Origin of the sequence: Lentzea sp. NBRC 102530 (genome assembly GCF_030269365.1) — a bacterium.
In the GTDB taxonomy this organism is placed as follows: domain Bacteria; phylum Actinomycetota; class Actinomycetes; order Mycobacteriales; family Pseudonocardiaceae; genus Lentzea.
Genome location: NZ_BSTF01000002.1, coordinates 464914 through 479922 on the forward strand (window position 1 = coordinate 464914; position 15009 = coordinate 479922).

Sequence of the window (15009 nt, forward strand, 5' to 3'; positions counted from 1 at the left end):
GTCTCCTCTACCGGGGCACGGCGGGCAGTCCGAGACCCGCGCGCGCGATGATGTCCCGCTGGATCTCGTTGGTGCCGCCGCCGAACGTGAGGATCAGCGCCGAGCGGTGCATGCGTTCGACCCGGCCGTGCAGCAACGCCCCCGGTGAGCCGGCGCGCACGATCCCGTTGGCGCCCAGCACCTCCATCAGCAGCCGGTAGCCCTCGGTCGCGAACTCGGTGCCGAACACCTTGGTCGCCGACGCCTCGGCCGGGGACGGCGCCTCGTCGGTGCCGGAGGCGATGCGCCAGTTGACGAGCTTGAGGAACTCGGTCCTGGCGTGCACGCGGGCGAGGTGCAGGCGCACCCACTCGTGTTGTGCGGCACCGGTTTCGTCCGCCCATTGACGAACCTCGCGCAGCGCGGTCTGCAGCGGCGCGGCCGAGCACAGGGCGACGCGTTCGTGGTTGAGCTGGTTGGTGATGAGCTTCCAGCCCTTGTGCTCCTCGCCGATGAGGTTGCCGACCGGCACGCGCACGTTGTCGTAGAAGGTCGCGCTGGTCGTGGGCCCGGACATGGTGGGCACGGGCGTCCAGGAGAAGCCGGGGTCGGTGGTCGGCACCATGATGATGCTCAGGCCGCGGTGCCGCTGCGACTCCTGGTCGGTGCGGCAGGCGAGCCACACGTAGTCCGCGTACTGGATGAGGCTGGTCCACATCTTCTGGCCGTTGATCACGTACTCGTCGCCGTCGCGGACGGCCCGCGTGCGCAGCGCGGCGAGGTCGGTGCCCGCCTCCGGTTCGGAGTAGCCGATGGCGAAGTGCAGTTCGCCGGACGCGATCCTCGGCAGGTAGCAGGCCTTCTGCTCGGGAGTGCCGTAGGCCATGATCGTCGGCCCGATGGAGTTGAGCGTCAGGAACGGCACGGGCGCGCCGGCGGCGGACGCCTCGTCCAGGAAGATCAGCTGCTCGATCATCGGCCGGTTCCGGCCGCCGTACTCCTCGGGCCAGCCGATCGTCAGCCACCCGTCCAGCCCCATCTGGCGGACGGTGTCCTTGTAGACCCCGGCGTCGCCGTAGTCGCTGCCTCCGGCGAGCCCGGCCTTGCGTTCGGGCGTCATGAGCGCGGCGAAGTACGCCCGCAGCTCCTGGCGCAACTGCTCCTGTTCGGGCGTGAAACCGATGCGCATGCCCGCTACTCTAGAACAAGTTCTACTTGATGTCAGGAGGCCGCGATGAAGGTCGGCGTCGACCCTTCGCTGTGCGAGGCGCACGGGGAGTGCATGACCATCCTGCCCGAGGTGTTCGATCTCGATGACGACGAGGTCCTGCAGATCCGGGACGGTGAGCTGGCGTCGGCGGAGGAAGGGCCGGCGGAACGGGCCGTCGCGTCGTGCCCCAAGGGGGCGCTGCGCCTCTCACGCTGATGGGCCTTGTCAAGAACAGGAACAGATTCTAGTGTCCGACGGGTTACTTCGGCCGTGAGCTCAGCGAGGAGTGATACCGGTGAAGGCTGCCGTGCTCAACCAGGTAGGCGACGACAAGCTCGAGCTCCGCGACGACGTGACGACCACACCCGTGGGACCGCAGGAGATCCGCATCAAGATCAAGGCGTGCGGTGTCTGCCACAGCGATCTGTCCGCAATGGACGGAACGCTGCCCGCGCTGGCCCCCGGCGTCGTCGGGCACGAGGGAGCCGGTGAGGTCGCCGAGATCGGGAGCGCCGTCACGTCGCTCGCGGTCGGCGACCACGTGGCGATCACATTCGTGCCGCCCTGCGGCAAGTGCGCCCAATGCGTCACCGGGCAGGCGCACCTCTGCCTGGTGCACACCATCTCCGCGTTCACCTCGCCCCGGTTCGTCGTCGGGGGCAACCCGGCGTTCGGGTACGCGGGGCTCGGCGCGTTCGCCGAGGAGATGGTGGTGCCCGCCGACGCGGCCGTGAAGATCGACGACGACGTGCCGTGGGACGTCGCCGCCCTGCTGTCGTGCGGAATCCTGACCGGAGTCGGCGCGGTGCTCAACACCGCCAAGGTCGAACCGGGCTCCAGCGTCGCCGTGATCGGCTGCGGCGGGGTCGGGGTCGCGGTGCTCCAGGGCGCGCGGCTCGCGGCGGCGGCCAAGATCGTCGCGGTGGATCCCGTGCTGGAGAAGCACGAGGTGGCGCGGAAGTTCGGTGCGACCCACGCGACGGTGCCGGACGGCATCGCGGACCTGAACAACCAGCTGAACACGGGAATGGGCTTCGACTACGTGTTCGACGTCGTCGGCCTGCCCGCGACGATCCGGCAGGCGTGGGACCTGACCCGGCGCGGCGGCCACACGGTCGTCGTCGGCGCCGGCCGCGCGGACGCCATGGTGTCGTTCAGCGCCCAGGAACTGTTCCTGCACGACAAGACGTTGCACGGCTCGTTCTACGGAACGGCGAACTTCCGCCGCGACGTGCCGCGGATGATCGCGCTGTGGCGGCAGGGGCGCCTCGACCTCGAGGGCATGATCAGCAAGCGGATCAGGCTCGAGGACGTGAACGAGGGCCTGCAGGCGTTGCGAGGCGGAGGTTCGTTGATCCGCCAGGTGATCCTCTTCGATTAGGAGTCTGCTGTGGACCTCGCGGGGAAGGTCGCCGTGGTCACCGGCGCCGGTGCCGGGCTCGGCCGGGCGGAGGCGCTGGAACTCGCGCGCGCCGGCGCGTCGATCGTGCTGAACGACCTGCCGGGAGCGGCCGACGCCGCCGCGGCCGAGATCGAGCAACTGGGTGGGAAGTGCGTCGTCGTCGAGGGCGACGTGGGCGAGCGGGCGACCGCCGACGCCCTCGTCACCGCCGCGATGGAGCAGTTCGGCGGGCTGCACGTCGTGGTGAACAACGCGGGCGTGCTGCGCGACCGGATGCTGTTCAACATGACCGACGACGAGTGGGACCTGGTCGTGCGGGTGCACCTGCGCGGTCACTTCCTGTTGTCGCGCAACGCCGTCGCGCTGTGGAAGCAGCAGTCGAAGGCGGCGGGCGCGCCCGTGTACGGGCGGATCGTCAACACCGCGTCGGAGGCGTTCCTGCTCGGGTCGGAAGGCCAGGCCAACTACGCCGCGGCCAAGGCGGGCATCGCGGCGCTGACCGTCGCGACGGCACGCGGCACGAGCCGTTATGGCGTGCGCGCCAACGCGATCTGCCCGCGCGCCCGCACCCGGATGACCGCGCACGTGTTCGGCGACGCGCCCGCGGGCGACGACTCGCTGGACCCGTCGCACGTGGCCCGGTTCGTCGCGCACCTGGCCGGGCCGTCCGGCGAGAGGATCAACGGCCAGGTCTTCGTCGTCCACGGCGGCATGGTCGCGCTGATGGCACCCCCGACCGTCGAGCGGAAGTTCGACGCGTTGGCCGATCTCGACGGCCACTTCGCCGATCGCGATCCGCAGAGGACGTTCGCTTGCACGGAAACGATGGCCCTGTAGGAGGAGCTGTGTCGCTCACCGTCCAACCGCACCGCGAGACCCTGGGCCTCAAGGACGGCCGGCTCCTCGTCGGCGGCGAGTTCCGCGAGGCGGACGAGACCTGGACCCACCACCACCCCGCCACCGGCGAGGAGATCGGCAACTTCGCCGTCGCCTCCGCGAAGGACGTGGACGCGGCGGTGCTCGCGGCCCGCAAGGCGTTCGACGAGGGCACCTGGCCGCGATCGCGTGCCTCCGAGCGCATCAAGGTCCTGCGTCGCTACGGCGACCTGCTGCGCGAGCACTCCGACGAGTTGCGCGGCCTGCAGGCGCTGGACAACGGCGTGCCGCTGTCGTTCGGGCAGATCTACGCCACCTCCGTCGGCATCGCGGCCGACATCTTCGACCACCACGCGGGCTGGATCGACAAGGTCGGCGGCCAGACGCTGCCGCCGTACCAGGGCGGCGACCACCTCGCGATGACGTTCCGCGAACCCGTCGGCGTCGTCGCGGCGATCCTGCCGTGGAACGCGCCGTTCGTGCTGTTCGCCCAGAAGCTCGCGCCCGCCCTGGCCGCCGGGTGCACGGTCGTGGTGAAGCCGTCGGAGTACGCGTCGTTCTGCGTGATCCGCATGGTGGAGCTGCTGATCGAGGCAGGCCTGCCGGAAGGTGTGGTCAACCTCGTCACCGGCCCCGGCAACCCCACCGGCGAGGCCCTGATCACCCACCCCGGCGTGGACAAGATCAGCTTCACCGGCAGCCGCGCCGTCGGCCGCCGGATCGTCGAGGCGTCCGCCGGCACGATGAAGCGGGTTTCCCTGGAACTGGGCGGGAAGTCGCCCGCCATCGTCTTCGCGGACGCCCCGAACGTCGGCCTCGCCGCCATGACGTGCATGGGCATGGTCACGATGGGCCTGTCCGGCCAGGCGTGCGTCGCGCACACCCGTGCGTTGGTGCAGCGCGAGGTCCAGGACGAGTTCATCTCGATGGCCCAGATGCTCGCGGGCGCGGTGACGTTCGGCGACCCGTTCGACCCGGCCGTGCTCGCGAGCCCGTTGATCAACTCCCGCCAGCTCGACCGCGTCCTCGGCTACATCGCCCAGGGCCAGGAGGCAGGTGCCCGGCTCGTCACCGGAGGCACGCGGCTCGACGGCGACTACGCGTCCGGCAACTTCGTGGCGCCGACGATCTTCGCCGACGCCACCAACGACATGGCCATCGCCCGCGACGAGATCTTCGGCCCGGTGCTGACCGTCGTGCCGTTCGACTCGGAGGAGGAAGCGATCCGCATCGCCAACGACACCGAGTACGGCCTGGGCGCGGGCGTCTACACCAACGACGTGCGCCGCGCGTTCCGCGTCTCGAAGTCGCTGCGGGTGGGCATGGTCGGCATCAACGGCTTCCAGCTCGAACCGCACATCCCGTTCGGCGGCTACAAGCAGTCGGGCCTCGGCCGTGAGGGCGGGCAGAGCGCCTACGAGGCGTACACCGAGCTGAAGACCGTGATGATGCCGTTGACCGACGAGATGATGTAGATGCGCCTGTCCGGGAAGGTCGCCCTGATCACCGGCGCTGCCCGAGGTCAGGGCGCGGCCGCGGCCCGCCGCTTCGTCGCCGAGGGCGCGTCGGTGATGATCACCGACGTGCTCGACGACCAGGGCAAGGAACTGGCTGCGGAGTTGGGGGCCGAGTACTGCCACCTCGACGTGTCGTCGGAGTCCTCGTGGGCTGAGGCCATGTCGTTCACCGAGTCCACGTTCGGCCACGTTTCGGTTCTGGTCAACAACGCCGGGATCCTGCACTTCTCGGCGCTGGCCGACACCACGCTGGCCGACTACCAGCGGGTGATCGGCATCAACCAGGTCGGGACGTTCCTCGGCATGCGGTCCGTGGTGGAGTCGATGAAGTCGGCCGGCGGCGGGTCGATCGTGAACGTGTCGTCGGTCGAGGGGTTGGGCGGCATGCCCTATCTGACGGCGTACACGGCGTCGAAGTTCGCGATTCGCGGCATGACCAAGGTGGCCGCGATGGAGCTGGGGCAGTTCGGGATCCGGGTGAACTCGGTGCACCCCGGCGCGATCGACACGCCGATGGTGAGCGAGGCGCTGGGGCGGCCGATCGACGTGTCGCCGATCGGGAAGAAGCTGGCTTTGCGGCGGATCGGTCAGCCTGAGGACGTGGCCAACGTCGTGTTGTTCCTGGCCAGCGATGACAGCGCTTACTGCACCGGTGGGGAGTTCGTGGTGGATGGAGGGGCGACCGCGACGCATGCGCTGAGCGGGTGACATCGCGGCGAGTTCGGGGTTGGCATTCGGCGGATCACGTAGAACTGTCCGGTGGCTGACGGAAGCAGGCTCACCTTCACCCCGACCTGGCCGTTGTGTGCTCACGACGACTGCTCTGGCAGGCGGGTCGAGACGTTCTCGGCCTGCCTCGAACACCTCCGGGGTGGCGACCTGGAGGTGGTCCTGGAGCGACTCGGGCGAGGCGGTGACCTGGACCTGCGGGGAACCACCTTCAGTCCGAAGCTCCTTGACCGGCTCCTGGGAGCGTTGACCAAGAGCGCTGTCCACCAGTTCGAGCGTGCCGACTTCTCCTACTGCACCTTCCAGCGATACTCGGACCAGGACGGACCTGGCTACCGCGCGGAAGGGGTCATTCCGTTCGAGCAAGCCGTCTTCGGTGGTGCGGCCAGATTCGCGGGAGCCACCTTCGAGGGGACCGTGTCGTTCTACGACACGAAGTTCACGGCCGGGGCTACTTTCGAAGGAGCGGTGTTCCGCGGCCGCTTCTACTTCTACGGCGTGGAGGTCGACGACGAGGCGCTGTTCGCCGAGGCGCGGTTCGAGGAGGAAGCCCGCTTCGGCCTGTCGGGTGCGAAGTTCGTGGATCTGCGTGCCTCGATCTTCGTGAAGGCAGCCGTGTTCAGGGTGCGGGGGCGGGAGGTCTCGGCGTACGAGACGCGGTTCGAGGGCGGCGTCGAGTTCCAGGTCCAGGACGCCGAGGTGAGCCTGGGGCGCACGTACTTCGGCGCGCCGTCCTCGGTGAGCGGGGTGGACCCGACGCCCAGGCTGGTGTCGGTGCAGGGCACCGACGTGTCCGAGCTGACGATCGCGGACGTCGACCTGAGCCGGTGCCGATTCTCGGGCGCGCACCAGCTGGACAAGTTGCGGCTCGAAGGCTGGACGCCGTTCGCCGAGCCGCCGAAGGGCTGGCGCTGGGGGCGTCGTCAGGTGCTGGCCGAGGAGTTCCCGTGGCGTCTCGCTCGCACCAAGAACGCGGGCTGGGCCGACATCGACGGGAAGGACGTCGGGGCCGAGCGGTTGGCGGTGATGTACCGGTCGTTGCGCAAGGCCCTGGAGGACGGGAAGAACGAGGCCGGGGCCGGTGACTTCTACTACGGCGAGATGGAAGCGCGACGGCATGCGCGGACCACCAAGACCGGTGAGCGCGCGGTGCTGTGGGCGTACTGGTTGCTGTCGGGGTACGGGCAGCGGGCCAGCCGGGCGTTCGCGGCGTTGGCCGTGTTGGTGGGGGTGTTGTTCGTGCTGTTGACGTCGTACGGGTTGCCGGACGGCACGGCGTTGCAGCAGATGACCGGCACGATTCCGCCCGCCGTGGCCGGGCATCCGCAGCAGGTGACGCTGGAGGTCAAGCCGGGGCCGGTGACGTTGCCGGCCGATCGGTGGACGGCGGATCGGATGAGCAAGGCCGTGCGGATCGCACTCGGGTCGGTGGTGTTCCGGGAGGCTGACCAGCGGCTGGCGCCCGCCGGTGTGTGGACGGTGATGGCGGGGCGGGCGTTCGGGCCGTTGCTGCTGGCGCTCGCGGTGCTGGCGATCAGGGCTCGCGTCAAGCGGTGATGGGCTCCCTTGCGTGGTTCAGGGCGTCGTGGTTACGGTAAGGAAACTGAACCGGTAAGAAAATTGAACTGGGAGGACACCGTGGCTGACGTCCGGACCGTCGCCGAACTGGCCCGTGAGGTCGCGCCCAAGACCGAGGCCGGGGGTGCTCTGGCGCCGGAGCTGCTGGCGGCCATTGGGGAGTCCGGGCTGTTCAGGGCCGGTGTGCCGAAGGATTCGGGTGGGTTGGAGTTGCCGCCTGCCGAGACGTTGGCTGCCGCGTTGGAGATCGCTCGTGGGGATGCGTCGGCTGGGTGGTGCGTGTCGATCGCGGCCACGTCCGGGCTGCTCGGTGGGTATTTGGCGGACGACGGGGCGCGCGAGGTCTTCGGGGATCCGCGGTCGGTCGCGGCCGGGGTGTGGGCGCCCAAGGGGCGTGGTGTCTCGGTCGACGGGGGTGTGGTGGTGTCCGGGCAGTGGTCGTTCTGTTCGGGGATCGGGCACGCCGACTGGTTGTTCGCGGGGTTCGTGCACGAGAAGGCGTTGAAGGTGGCCGCGATTCCGCGGGCCGAGCTGGAGGTGCTCGACACCTGGCACACGACTGGGTTGCGGGGGACCGGCAGTCACGACTGCGTGGCTCGGCAGGTGTTCGTGCCGCAGCGGCGGGTGCTGTCCGTTTTGGACGGTCCGGTGGGTGGCGGGGCGCTGTACCGCTTTCCGGTGTTCGGGTTCTTCGCGTTGTCGGTCGCGGCGGCCGCGCTCGGCAATGCGTTCGGGGCGTTGGACGACTTCGTGGCCTTGGCTGTCAACCGGAGTCCGCTCGGGTCCAGTCGGACGCTGGCTGAGCGCGGGTCCACGCAGGCCGCGGTGGCGTCGGCGACCGCGTCGGTGAGGGCAGCGAGGGCCTACTTCTTCGAGGCCGTCGAGGAGGCTTGGGAGGCGGCGCAGACCGGTGAGGTGCCGGTCGAGCTGAAGGCCGGGCTGCGGCTGGCGGCCACGCACGCGGCTCGGACCGGACGTGCTGTCGTGTCGGAGTTGTACGACCTCGCCGGTGGCGCGGCGATCTACGACGGGGCCGCGCTGCAACGCCGGTTCCGGGACGCGCACACGGCTTCCGCGCACTTCCAGGTCAACGCGGCCTCGTTCGAACTGCCCGGCAAGGTGCTGCTGGGCGTGCAGGCGCGGACGGAGCAGCTGTGAGCTCGGTCGGCGTGGTCACCCCGTTCTGGCTGGACCGGCCGCCCACTGAGGCGCTCGACATCGCCCAGGCGGCCGACGACGCGGGTTTCGAGACGTTGTGGATCGGCGAGATGGCCACCTTCGACGCGTTCGCCCTGGCCACCGCAGTCGGACTCAGGACGTCCAGGATCTCGCTGAGGATCGGGCCGCTCGCCGTGGGCGTGCGCAGCCCGGTGGCGCTCGCCCTGGGACTGTCCACAGTGGTCGCCACCACGGGCAGGCAGGCCGGTCTGGCGCTGGGGGCGTCGAGCCCTCGGATCGTGACGGGGTGGCACGGCCGCGAGTGGGAACCCGTGCGCCGCATGAAGGAGACGATCAGGGACACCCGCGCGCTGCTCGACGGCAACCGCGTGTCGGGGTTCCGGCTCCAGCAACCGGTGCCGGGCACGTCGATCTCGGTGGCCGCGTTCGGGCCGGCGATGACGAAGGTGGCGGCGGCGGAAGGCGACGAGGTGGTGCTCAACCTGGTCAGCGCCGAGCACGTGGCAGAAGTCCGCAAGCGGCTGGTCGCCTCGCGACCTCTACCTCCACCCCTCGCCGTCTGGATCACCGCGGCCCTCGACCCAGGTCCCGAAACCCTCCACCAGATCCGCTCACAACTGGCCGTCTACCTGGCCCCACCCGGCTACGGCGAGATGTTCACCGCCCTCGGCCACGGCGACCTCGTCGACCAGGCCAGGCAGGGCAGACCCCGCACCGAACTCGCCGCCGAAATCCCGCGTGACCTGCTCGAACAGGTCGGCGCGATCGGCTCGGCCCAGACCATCGCCGACCGCGTCGCCGAATACCACGAGGCAGGAGCCGGGCACGTGGGGCTGGTCCCGGCGACGGCCGAGGACCCGGCTGGGCGCAGACTGCTGAGGACACTGGCCCCCTTGCTCGCGGAGGAACGCCGATGACCGACCCGGCCGGCCTGGACCGCCGCTTCCGAGGGGAGTCCGTCGGGCGCGCGCTCGACCTGGTGGGGGAGAAGTGGACGTTGCTGATCCTGCGCGAGGCGTTCTTCGGGGTGAAGCGGTACGGGCAGTTCGTGCGCAACCTCGGCATCCCGCGGCCCACCTTGTCGGCGCGGCTCAAGTCGCTGGTCGAGGCCGGGCTGGTGCGGCGGGTGCCGTACGCGGAGGACCGGGAGGAGTACCGGCTCACCCCGGCGGGGCTGGAGTTGTTCCCCGCCATCGTGATCCTCATGAAGTGGGGCGACGCGCACGTGCCCGACCCGGACGGGCCGCCGATCGTGCTGGAGCACAACGCCTGCGGCAAGGCGGTCGACGCGTTCCTGGCCTGCCGGTGTTGCGGTGGCGAGATCACGGCGCACGACGTGACGGCCCGCGAGGGCTGACCCACGCCGGGACACCTGCTGGCAGCCGCTGACAGCGGGCTGCCAGCGCCCTGCCAGCCAGGAGGCGCACAGTTCCCCCGAGGGACCACAGGGAGGAACGATGGCACTCGCGATCAGGGCTGAAGGCCTGGTCAAGCACTACGGGGAGACCAAGGCGCTGGACGGCGTCGACCTCGAGGTGCCGGAAGGGAAGGTCGTGGGCGTGCTCGGGCCGAACGGCGCGGGCAAGACCACGGCGGTGCGGGTGCTGGCGACGTTGCTGCGGCCGGACGCGGGGCACGCCACCGTGCACGGGCACGACGTGCTGAAGGACCCGCGGGCGGTCCGGTCGCTCATCGGGCTGACCGGGCAGTACGCGTCGGTGGACGAGGACCTCTCCGGCACGGAGAACCTCGTGCTGCTCGCCCGGCTGCTGGACCATTCGCGCGCGGGGGCGAAGGCGAAGGCCGCGGAGCTGCTGGAGCAGTTCGAACTCACCGATGCCGCACACCGGGCCGCCAAGACGTACTCGGGAGGCATGCGGCGGCGGCTCGACCTCGCGGCCAGCCTCGTCGGCAACCCGTCCGTGCTGTACCTGGACGAGCCGACCACGGGACTGGACCCGCACGCGCGCAACGAGGTGTGGGCCGTGGTGCGCAAGCTCGTCGCCAACGGCGTGACGGTGCTGCTCACCACGCAGTACCTGGAGGAGGCCGACCAGCTCGCCGACTCGATCACGGTGTTCGACCACGGCCGCGTCGTGGCCGAGGGACGGCCGGACGAGCTGAAGCGGCGCGTCGGCGGGCAGACGTTGCAGGTGCGGCCCACGTCGATGCACGACCTCGACGCGGTCTACCGCATCCTCGGTGACCTCACCGGCGTCAGGCCGACACGCGACGACGACACGGGACTGCTGACGGCGCCGGTGAACGACCCGGTGCTGCTGTCCACTTTGGTCAGGAAGCTCGACGAGGCCGGCATCACCGCGGACGAACTGGCGCTGCGGCTGCCCTCGCTCGACGAGGTCTTCCTGGCGCTCACCGGCAAGCAGAACGAGGGGAGCCTGGTGTGAGCACCATCGCGTTGGACAGGGGCGTGCGCCACGGCTTCACGCTGGCCTGGCGGGGAATCCTGAAGATCCGCAAGAACCCGGAACAGCTGATGGACGTCACGCTGGCGCCGATCGTCTTCCTGGTGATGTTCACCTACCTGTTCGGTGGCGCGCTCGCCGGCAACACGGACGCGTACCTGCAGATGCTGGTGCCGGGCATCATGGTGATGAACATCCTGCAGGCCAGCATGACCGCGGGCGTGCAGATGAACACGGACGTCTCGAAGGGCGTGTTCGACCGGTTCCGCTCGATGCCGATCGCCCGCTCGGCGCCGTTGGTAGGGGCGGTGCTCGCGGACATCGTGCGGTACGTCGTGTGCATCGTCGTGCTGCTGGTGGTCGCCACGATCATGGGCTTCCGGGTGCAGACGGGGCCCGCCGAACTGTTCATCGCGGCCGGGCTGACGATCGCGTTCGGACTGTGCTTCTGCTGGGCCTCGGTGTTCGTGGGCATGCTGCTCAAGACGCCGCAGGCGGTGCAGGGCCTGATGTTCGTGCTGATCATGCCGCTGACGTTCGGCAGCAACGTCTTCGTCGGCACCTCGACGATGCCGGGCTGGCTCAGGGCGTGGGCGGACGTCAGCCCGGTGAGCCTGCTGTCGGACGCGTTGCGCGGCCTGCTGAACGGCGGGGCGATCGCCGGGCCGCTCACGGGATCACTGATCTGGATGGTCGGCGTGGTCGCGGTGTTCTTCCCGCTCGCGATGTGGGCGTACCGCAAGCGCGTGTAGCGCCAGGGCTGTCCACTTCGTTGTCCTGTCCCGGTTCTCCGGTAACGAGGTCCCGCCGGCCTCCGATCGGACCGACGCGATCGCAGACCGGGAAATCGAGACGACGGAGGCAGCGATGGCTTGCGCCTGCATCAAGGACCGAGGATCGAAGTGCGCGTGGTGCAAGGAGGCCGAGGCGCACAAGATCCCGACCTCGCGCCACAAGTGCCAGTGGGGCACGTGTTCCTGAGAACGACGAGGGCGGGCTTCAGCCGGTGCTGAGGCCCGCTTCGGCGCGCACCCGGCGCATCGCCTCGGCCTTGCTGATCGTCAACGGCTCGGGTTCCCCCAGTTCGGCCACCATCCGCCGCACGTCCGGGTCGCCCAGGTCGAGGCGGCCGCGGATCAGCTGGGCCAGCGCCAGCAACCGCACGGCCGCCTCGGTGCGGCCCTGTGCGAGCCGCACACGGGCCAGGAGTTCGGTCACGCCCGAGAGGTCCGGCATGTCCCCGCGGCCCGACGTGGTGCCGACCGCGACCGCCGCGCACGACTCCGCCTCGTCCGGATCACCCTCGGCGAGCGCGATCCGCGCGTCCAGGATCGCCGACCACTCCGTGACGAACGGCCCGAGGAACGCCGCGACCGAGGCCGCGTCCTTGAACCGCGTGCTCAGCTCGCGCGCCTCCGGAATGCGGTCCGACCGCAGCATGACCTCGGCCTTGGCGTAGCCGATCATCAGGTTCAGCTGGTCGTTCCCGGCGTCGCGGACGAACTTCTCGGCCTGCTCGACCTCGCGCGCCGCCGCCTCGTTGTCGCCGAGCCGGGCGTACTCGACCGCGAGCCGCCACCGCTGCTGCACGGCGTCCTCGACGGACCCCAGTTCCCGCGCCACCTCGAGACCCTGCCGGTACAGGGCGATCGCGGCCAGGTTGTCGCCGGTGTGCGAGACGAACGCGGCCTTCATGCCGAGCGTCATCGCCGAACCCCACCGGTCGCCGACCGCCACGAACTGGTCGTACGCGCGGTCGCGGGCCTGCTCGGCCCCGGCCAGGTCGCCGTCCTCGCTGAGGATGAAGCTCATCGCCCAGTCCGCGCCCGCGCGGGCCCACGCGTCCTCGCTCGCCGCCGCGCGGTGCACCTCGCGCCGCGCGAGTTCCTTGTTCTGGCTCAGGAACGCGAGCATCGGCAGGGCGATCGCGAGGGACGGGTACTTCTGGGTGGCGCCGGTGTTCACGCAGTCCTCGATGACCTGCGAGGCCTCGATCGGCTCCGGCAGGCCGGGGATCGCGGACATGATCAGCCGCATCGCCCGGAACGTCGCGACGACGTCCGGCGGCAGGTCGTCGGCCAGCGCGAGCACCTCGCGCACCGACCGTTCCGACCGCTCGTTGTCGCCCTTGATCAGCCAGTACCAGAACACGCCGCCGAGGATGTCGGCCGCGAGACCCGACTCGCGGTCGTCGATCGCCCCGCGCAACGCGGCCACGACGTTGTCCTGCTCCGCCTGGTAGACCTTGATCGCCTCGAGCTGCCGCGCGGTGCGGACGAACGGCTCCCAGCGCGCGGTCAGGTCCCGGTAGTAGCGCCGGAACCGGCCGACGAACTCCTGCTTCTCCCCGGACGCCTCGAGCTGCTCCGCCGCGTACACCCGGATCGTCTCCAGCATCCGGTACCGCGCCTCGCCGTCCAGCTCGACGACGTCCACGATGGACTTCTCGACCAGCGACGTCAGCACGTACAGCGCGTCCTCGCCGCACACCGCCTCGACCGCCACGAGGTCCGCGCCCGCCGGGAACACCGCGAGCCTGCGCGCGAGCACGAGCTCGTCGGAGGTGAGCAGGTCCCAGCTCCACTCCACGACCGCCCGCAACGTCCGCTGCCGCGGCAACGCGGTGCGACTGCCCGAGGTGAGCAGCCGGAACCGGTCGTCCAGGCGCTGCGTGATCTGCCGGATCGTCATGGACCGCAACCGCGCGGCCGCGAGCTCCAACGCGAGCGGCATGCCGTCGAGCCTGCGGCACACCAGCTTCACGTCCTCCACGGTGGACTCGTCCAGCCGGAACCCGGGCTTGACCGCGTTCGCCCGGTCCACGAACAGCCGCACCGCGCCGAAGTCCGCCACGTCCGCCTGGCCGTTCGGCACGGCCAGCGGCCCGATCGGGCACAGCGACTCGCCGTCGATCGCCAGCGGTTCCCGGCTGGTCGCGATGATCCTGAGGTTCGGCACCCGGCGCAGCAGCAGGCCGGTGAACTCCGCGGCCGCCGAGACGAGGTGCTCGCAGTTGTCCAGCACCAGCACCGACTCGCCCGCGCCGAGCACCTCGGCGATGCGGTCCATGCCCTCGTTGGGCCGTCGCATCGGGTCGCCGGTGGAGGCCATCCGCAACTCGAACGCCTTGAGCACCACACCCGGCAGGTCCTCGGCCGCATGGATGCCGGCGAGCGCCGCGAACCACACGCGACCCTTGCCGTGCAACGGGTGCCGGGCCGCGACCTCGGTGGCGAGCCGCGTCTTGCCGGCACCGCCAGGCCCGACCAGCGTCACCAGCCGCGCCTGCCCGAGCAGCCCGGTGATCTCCCGCAGTTCGTCGTCCCGCCCGACGAAACTGGTGAGCCGCACCGGAAGCCGGTCCACCACCGGCCGCGGCCCGAGTTCCCCGCGCAGCGCCGCGAGGTGCACGTCCTGCAGTTCCTGTGACGGGTCGACGCCCAGTTCGTCGGCGAGCCGGCCGCGCACCTCGGCGTAGACGTGCAACGCGTCGGACTGCCTGCCCTGAGCGCACAACGCCCGCATCAGCAGCCCCGCCAGCCGTTCCCGCAACGGGTGCTTCTCATGCAACGCCGTCAGCGCCGCCACGTCCAGCTCGCCGCGATCTTCCTCCGCCGCCAGCCGCGCCTCGTCGAGCCGGGTGGCGACGGCCCCGGCGAACGGCGCCTCCCGCACGTCGGCGAGCGCCTCTCCCCGCCACAGCGCCAACGCCTCGTCCAGCCGCCCGGCCGCGCGCAGCCGGTCGAACCGGAACACGTCGACGTCCTCGGCGCTCACCCCCAGCCGGTACCCGCCGGGTTCCAACGCGACCGGGCAGACCTTGCGCAGCCGCGAGACCAGCGACTGCAGGGCGTTCGCGCCGTCGGCGGGAGGCTGCTCGCCCCACAGGTCGTCGATCAGCGTCGTCGCCGGCACCGGACGGCCGGGGTCGAGCGCGAGGCGGGCGACGAGCATGCGGACGCGGGCGCCACCGATGTCGACCGGGGTGCCGTCCTCCGCCTCGACCGCGGTCGGGCCCAGCAATGCCACGCGCACCCCACCAGCTTTCCAGACGTCGTCACGACACGGGCGCGCCAGGCCGAACGCCCATGCCAGCCGATCAAGGAATTGGAT

The 15009-nt window shown here is 70.5% G+C and carries 13 protein-coding genes; 11 read left to right on the forward strand and 2 right to left on the reverse strand.

The features are described 5' to 3' along the window. Nucleotides 1-7: 7 nt before the first annotated feature. Nucleotides 8-1168: an acyl-CoA dehydrogenase family protein gene (locus tag QSK25_RS05720; protein ID WP_285634058.1), complete on the reverse strand. Its 1161-nt coding sequence runs from the start codon at nt 1166-1168 to the stop codon at nt 8-10. Nucleotides 1169-1213: 45 nt separating this feature from the next. Here QSK25_RS05720 and QSK25_RS05725 point away from each other — a divergent pair, with 45 nt between their 5' ends. The 11 genes from QSK25_RS05725 (at nt 1214) to QSK25_RS05775 (ending at nt 11648) form a co-directional block, all read left to right on the forward strand. Next, nucleotides 1214-1405 (forward strand): ferredoxin, encoded by a 192-nt coding sequence (locus tag QSK25_RS05725; RefSeq protein WP_285634061.1) that lies wholly within the window; start codon nt 1214-1216, stop codon nt 1403-1405. Nucleotides 1406-1484: 79 nt separating this feature from the next. Next, nucleotides 1485-2570: a Zn-dependent alcohol dehydrogenase gene (locus QSK25_RS05730; RefSeq protein ID WP_285634064.1), complete on the forward strand. Its 1086-nt coding sequence runs from the start codon at nt 1485-1487 to the stop codon at nt 2568-2570. A gap of 9 nt (nt 2571-2579) precedes the next feature. Beyond that, nucleotides 2580-3428, forward strand: a complete 849-nt coding sequence (locus QSK25_RS05735) for an SDR family NAD(P)-dependent oxidoreductase (protein ID WP_285634067.1) — start codon at nt 2580-2582, stop codon at nt 3426-3428. A gap of 8 nt (nt 3429-3436) precedes the next feature. Then, entirely contained in the window at nt 3437-4942 is a 1506-nt protein-coding gene (locus QSK25_RS05740; protein WP_285634072.1) for an aldehyde dehydrogenase family protein, read from the forward strand. Beyond that, a complete protein-coding gene (locus QSK25_RS05745) occupies nt 4943-5692 on the forward strand; it encodes a glucose 1-dehydrogenase (RefSeq protein ID WP_285634075.1) in 750 nt (249 codons plus the stop codon). Between the two features lie 51 nt (nt 5693-5743). Then, nucleotides 5744-7270 (forward strand): pentapeptide repeat-containing protein, encoded by a 1527-nt coding sequence (locus tag QSK25_RS05750; protein ID WP_285634078.1) that lies wholly within the window; start codon nt 5744-5746, stop codon nt 7268-7270. An 81-nt stretch (nt 7271-7351) separates the two neighbouring features. Beyond that, a complete protein-coding gene (locus tag QSK25_RS05755) occupies nt 7352-8449 on the forward strand; it encodes an acyl-CoA dehydrogenase family protein (protein WP_285634081.1) in 1098 nt (365 codons plus the stop codon). Continuing rightward, nucleotides 8446-9387 (forward strand): LLM class F420-dependent oxidoreductase, encoded by a 942-nt coding sequence (locus tag QSK25_RS05760; RefSeq protein WP_285634084.1) that lies wholly within the window; start codon nt 8446-8448, stop codon nt 9385-9387. The genes QSK25_RS05755 and QSK25_RS05760 overlap by 4 nt, the downstream gene beginning before the upstream one ends. After that, nucleotides 9384-9827: a winged helix-turn-helix transcriptional regulator gene (locus QSK25_RS05765; protein ID WP_285634088.1), complete on the forward strand. Its 444-nt coding sequence runs from the start codon at nt 9384-9386 to the stop codon at nt 9825-9827. Before QSK25_RS05760 ends, QSK25_RS05765 begins: the two co-directional genes overlap by 4 nt. Before the next feature lie 100 nt (nt 9828-9927). Then, nucleotides 9928-10878, forward strand: coding sequence for an ATP-binding cassette domain-containing protein (locus QSK25_RS05770; RefSeq protein ID WP_285634091.1), 951 nt, complete (start codon nt 9928-9930; stop codon nt 10876-10878). Then, complete coding sequence (locus tag QSK25_RS05775; protein ID WP_285634098.1) at nt 10875-11648, forward strand: ABC transporter permease; 774 nt, start codon at nt 10875-10877, stop codon at nt 11646-11648. The genes QSK25_RS05770 and QSK25_RS05775 overlap by 4 nt, the downstream gene beginning before the upstream one ends. 247 nt (nt 11649-11895) lie before the next feature. On the opposite strand, the gene QSK25_RS05780 is transcribed toward QSK25_RS05775, so the two are convergent. After that, a complete protein-coding gene (locus QSK25_RS05780) occupies nt 11896-14931 on the reverse strand; it encodes an AfsR/SARP family transcriptional regulator (RefSeq protein WP_285634106.1) in 3036 nt (1011 codons plus the stop codon). Nucleotides 14932-15009 lie beyond the last annotated feature (78 nt).

Bases quoted from the DNA above. Each gene is read 5' to 3' on its own strand.
- QSK25_RS05765 (WP_285634088.1), top strand. From the start codon at position 9,384: ATGACCGACCCGGCCGGCCTGGACCGCCGCTTCCGAGGGGAGTCCGTC.
- QSK25_RS05745 (WP_285634075.1), top strand. From the start codon at position 4,943: ATGCGCCTGTCCGGGAAGGTCGCCCTGATCACCGGCGCTGCCCGAGGT.
- QSK25_RS05770 (WP_285634091.1), top strand. From the start codon at position 9,928: ATGGCACTCGCGATCAGGGCTGAAGGCCTGGTCAAGCACTACGGGGAG.
- QSK25_RS05725 (WP_285634061.1), top strand. From the start codon at position 1,214: ATGAAGGTCGGCGTCGACCCTTCGCTGTGCGAGGCGCACGGGGAGTGC.
- QSK25_RS05720 (WP_285634058.1), bottom strand. From the start codon at position 1,168: ATGCGCATCGGTTTCACGCCCGAACAGGAGCAGTTGCGCCAGGAGCTG.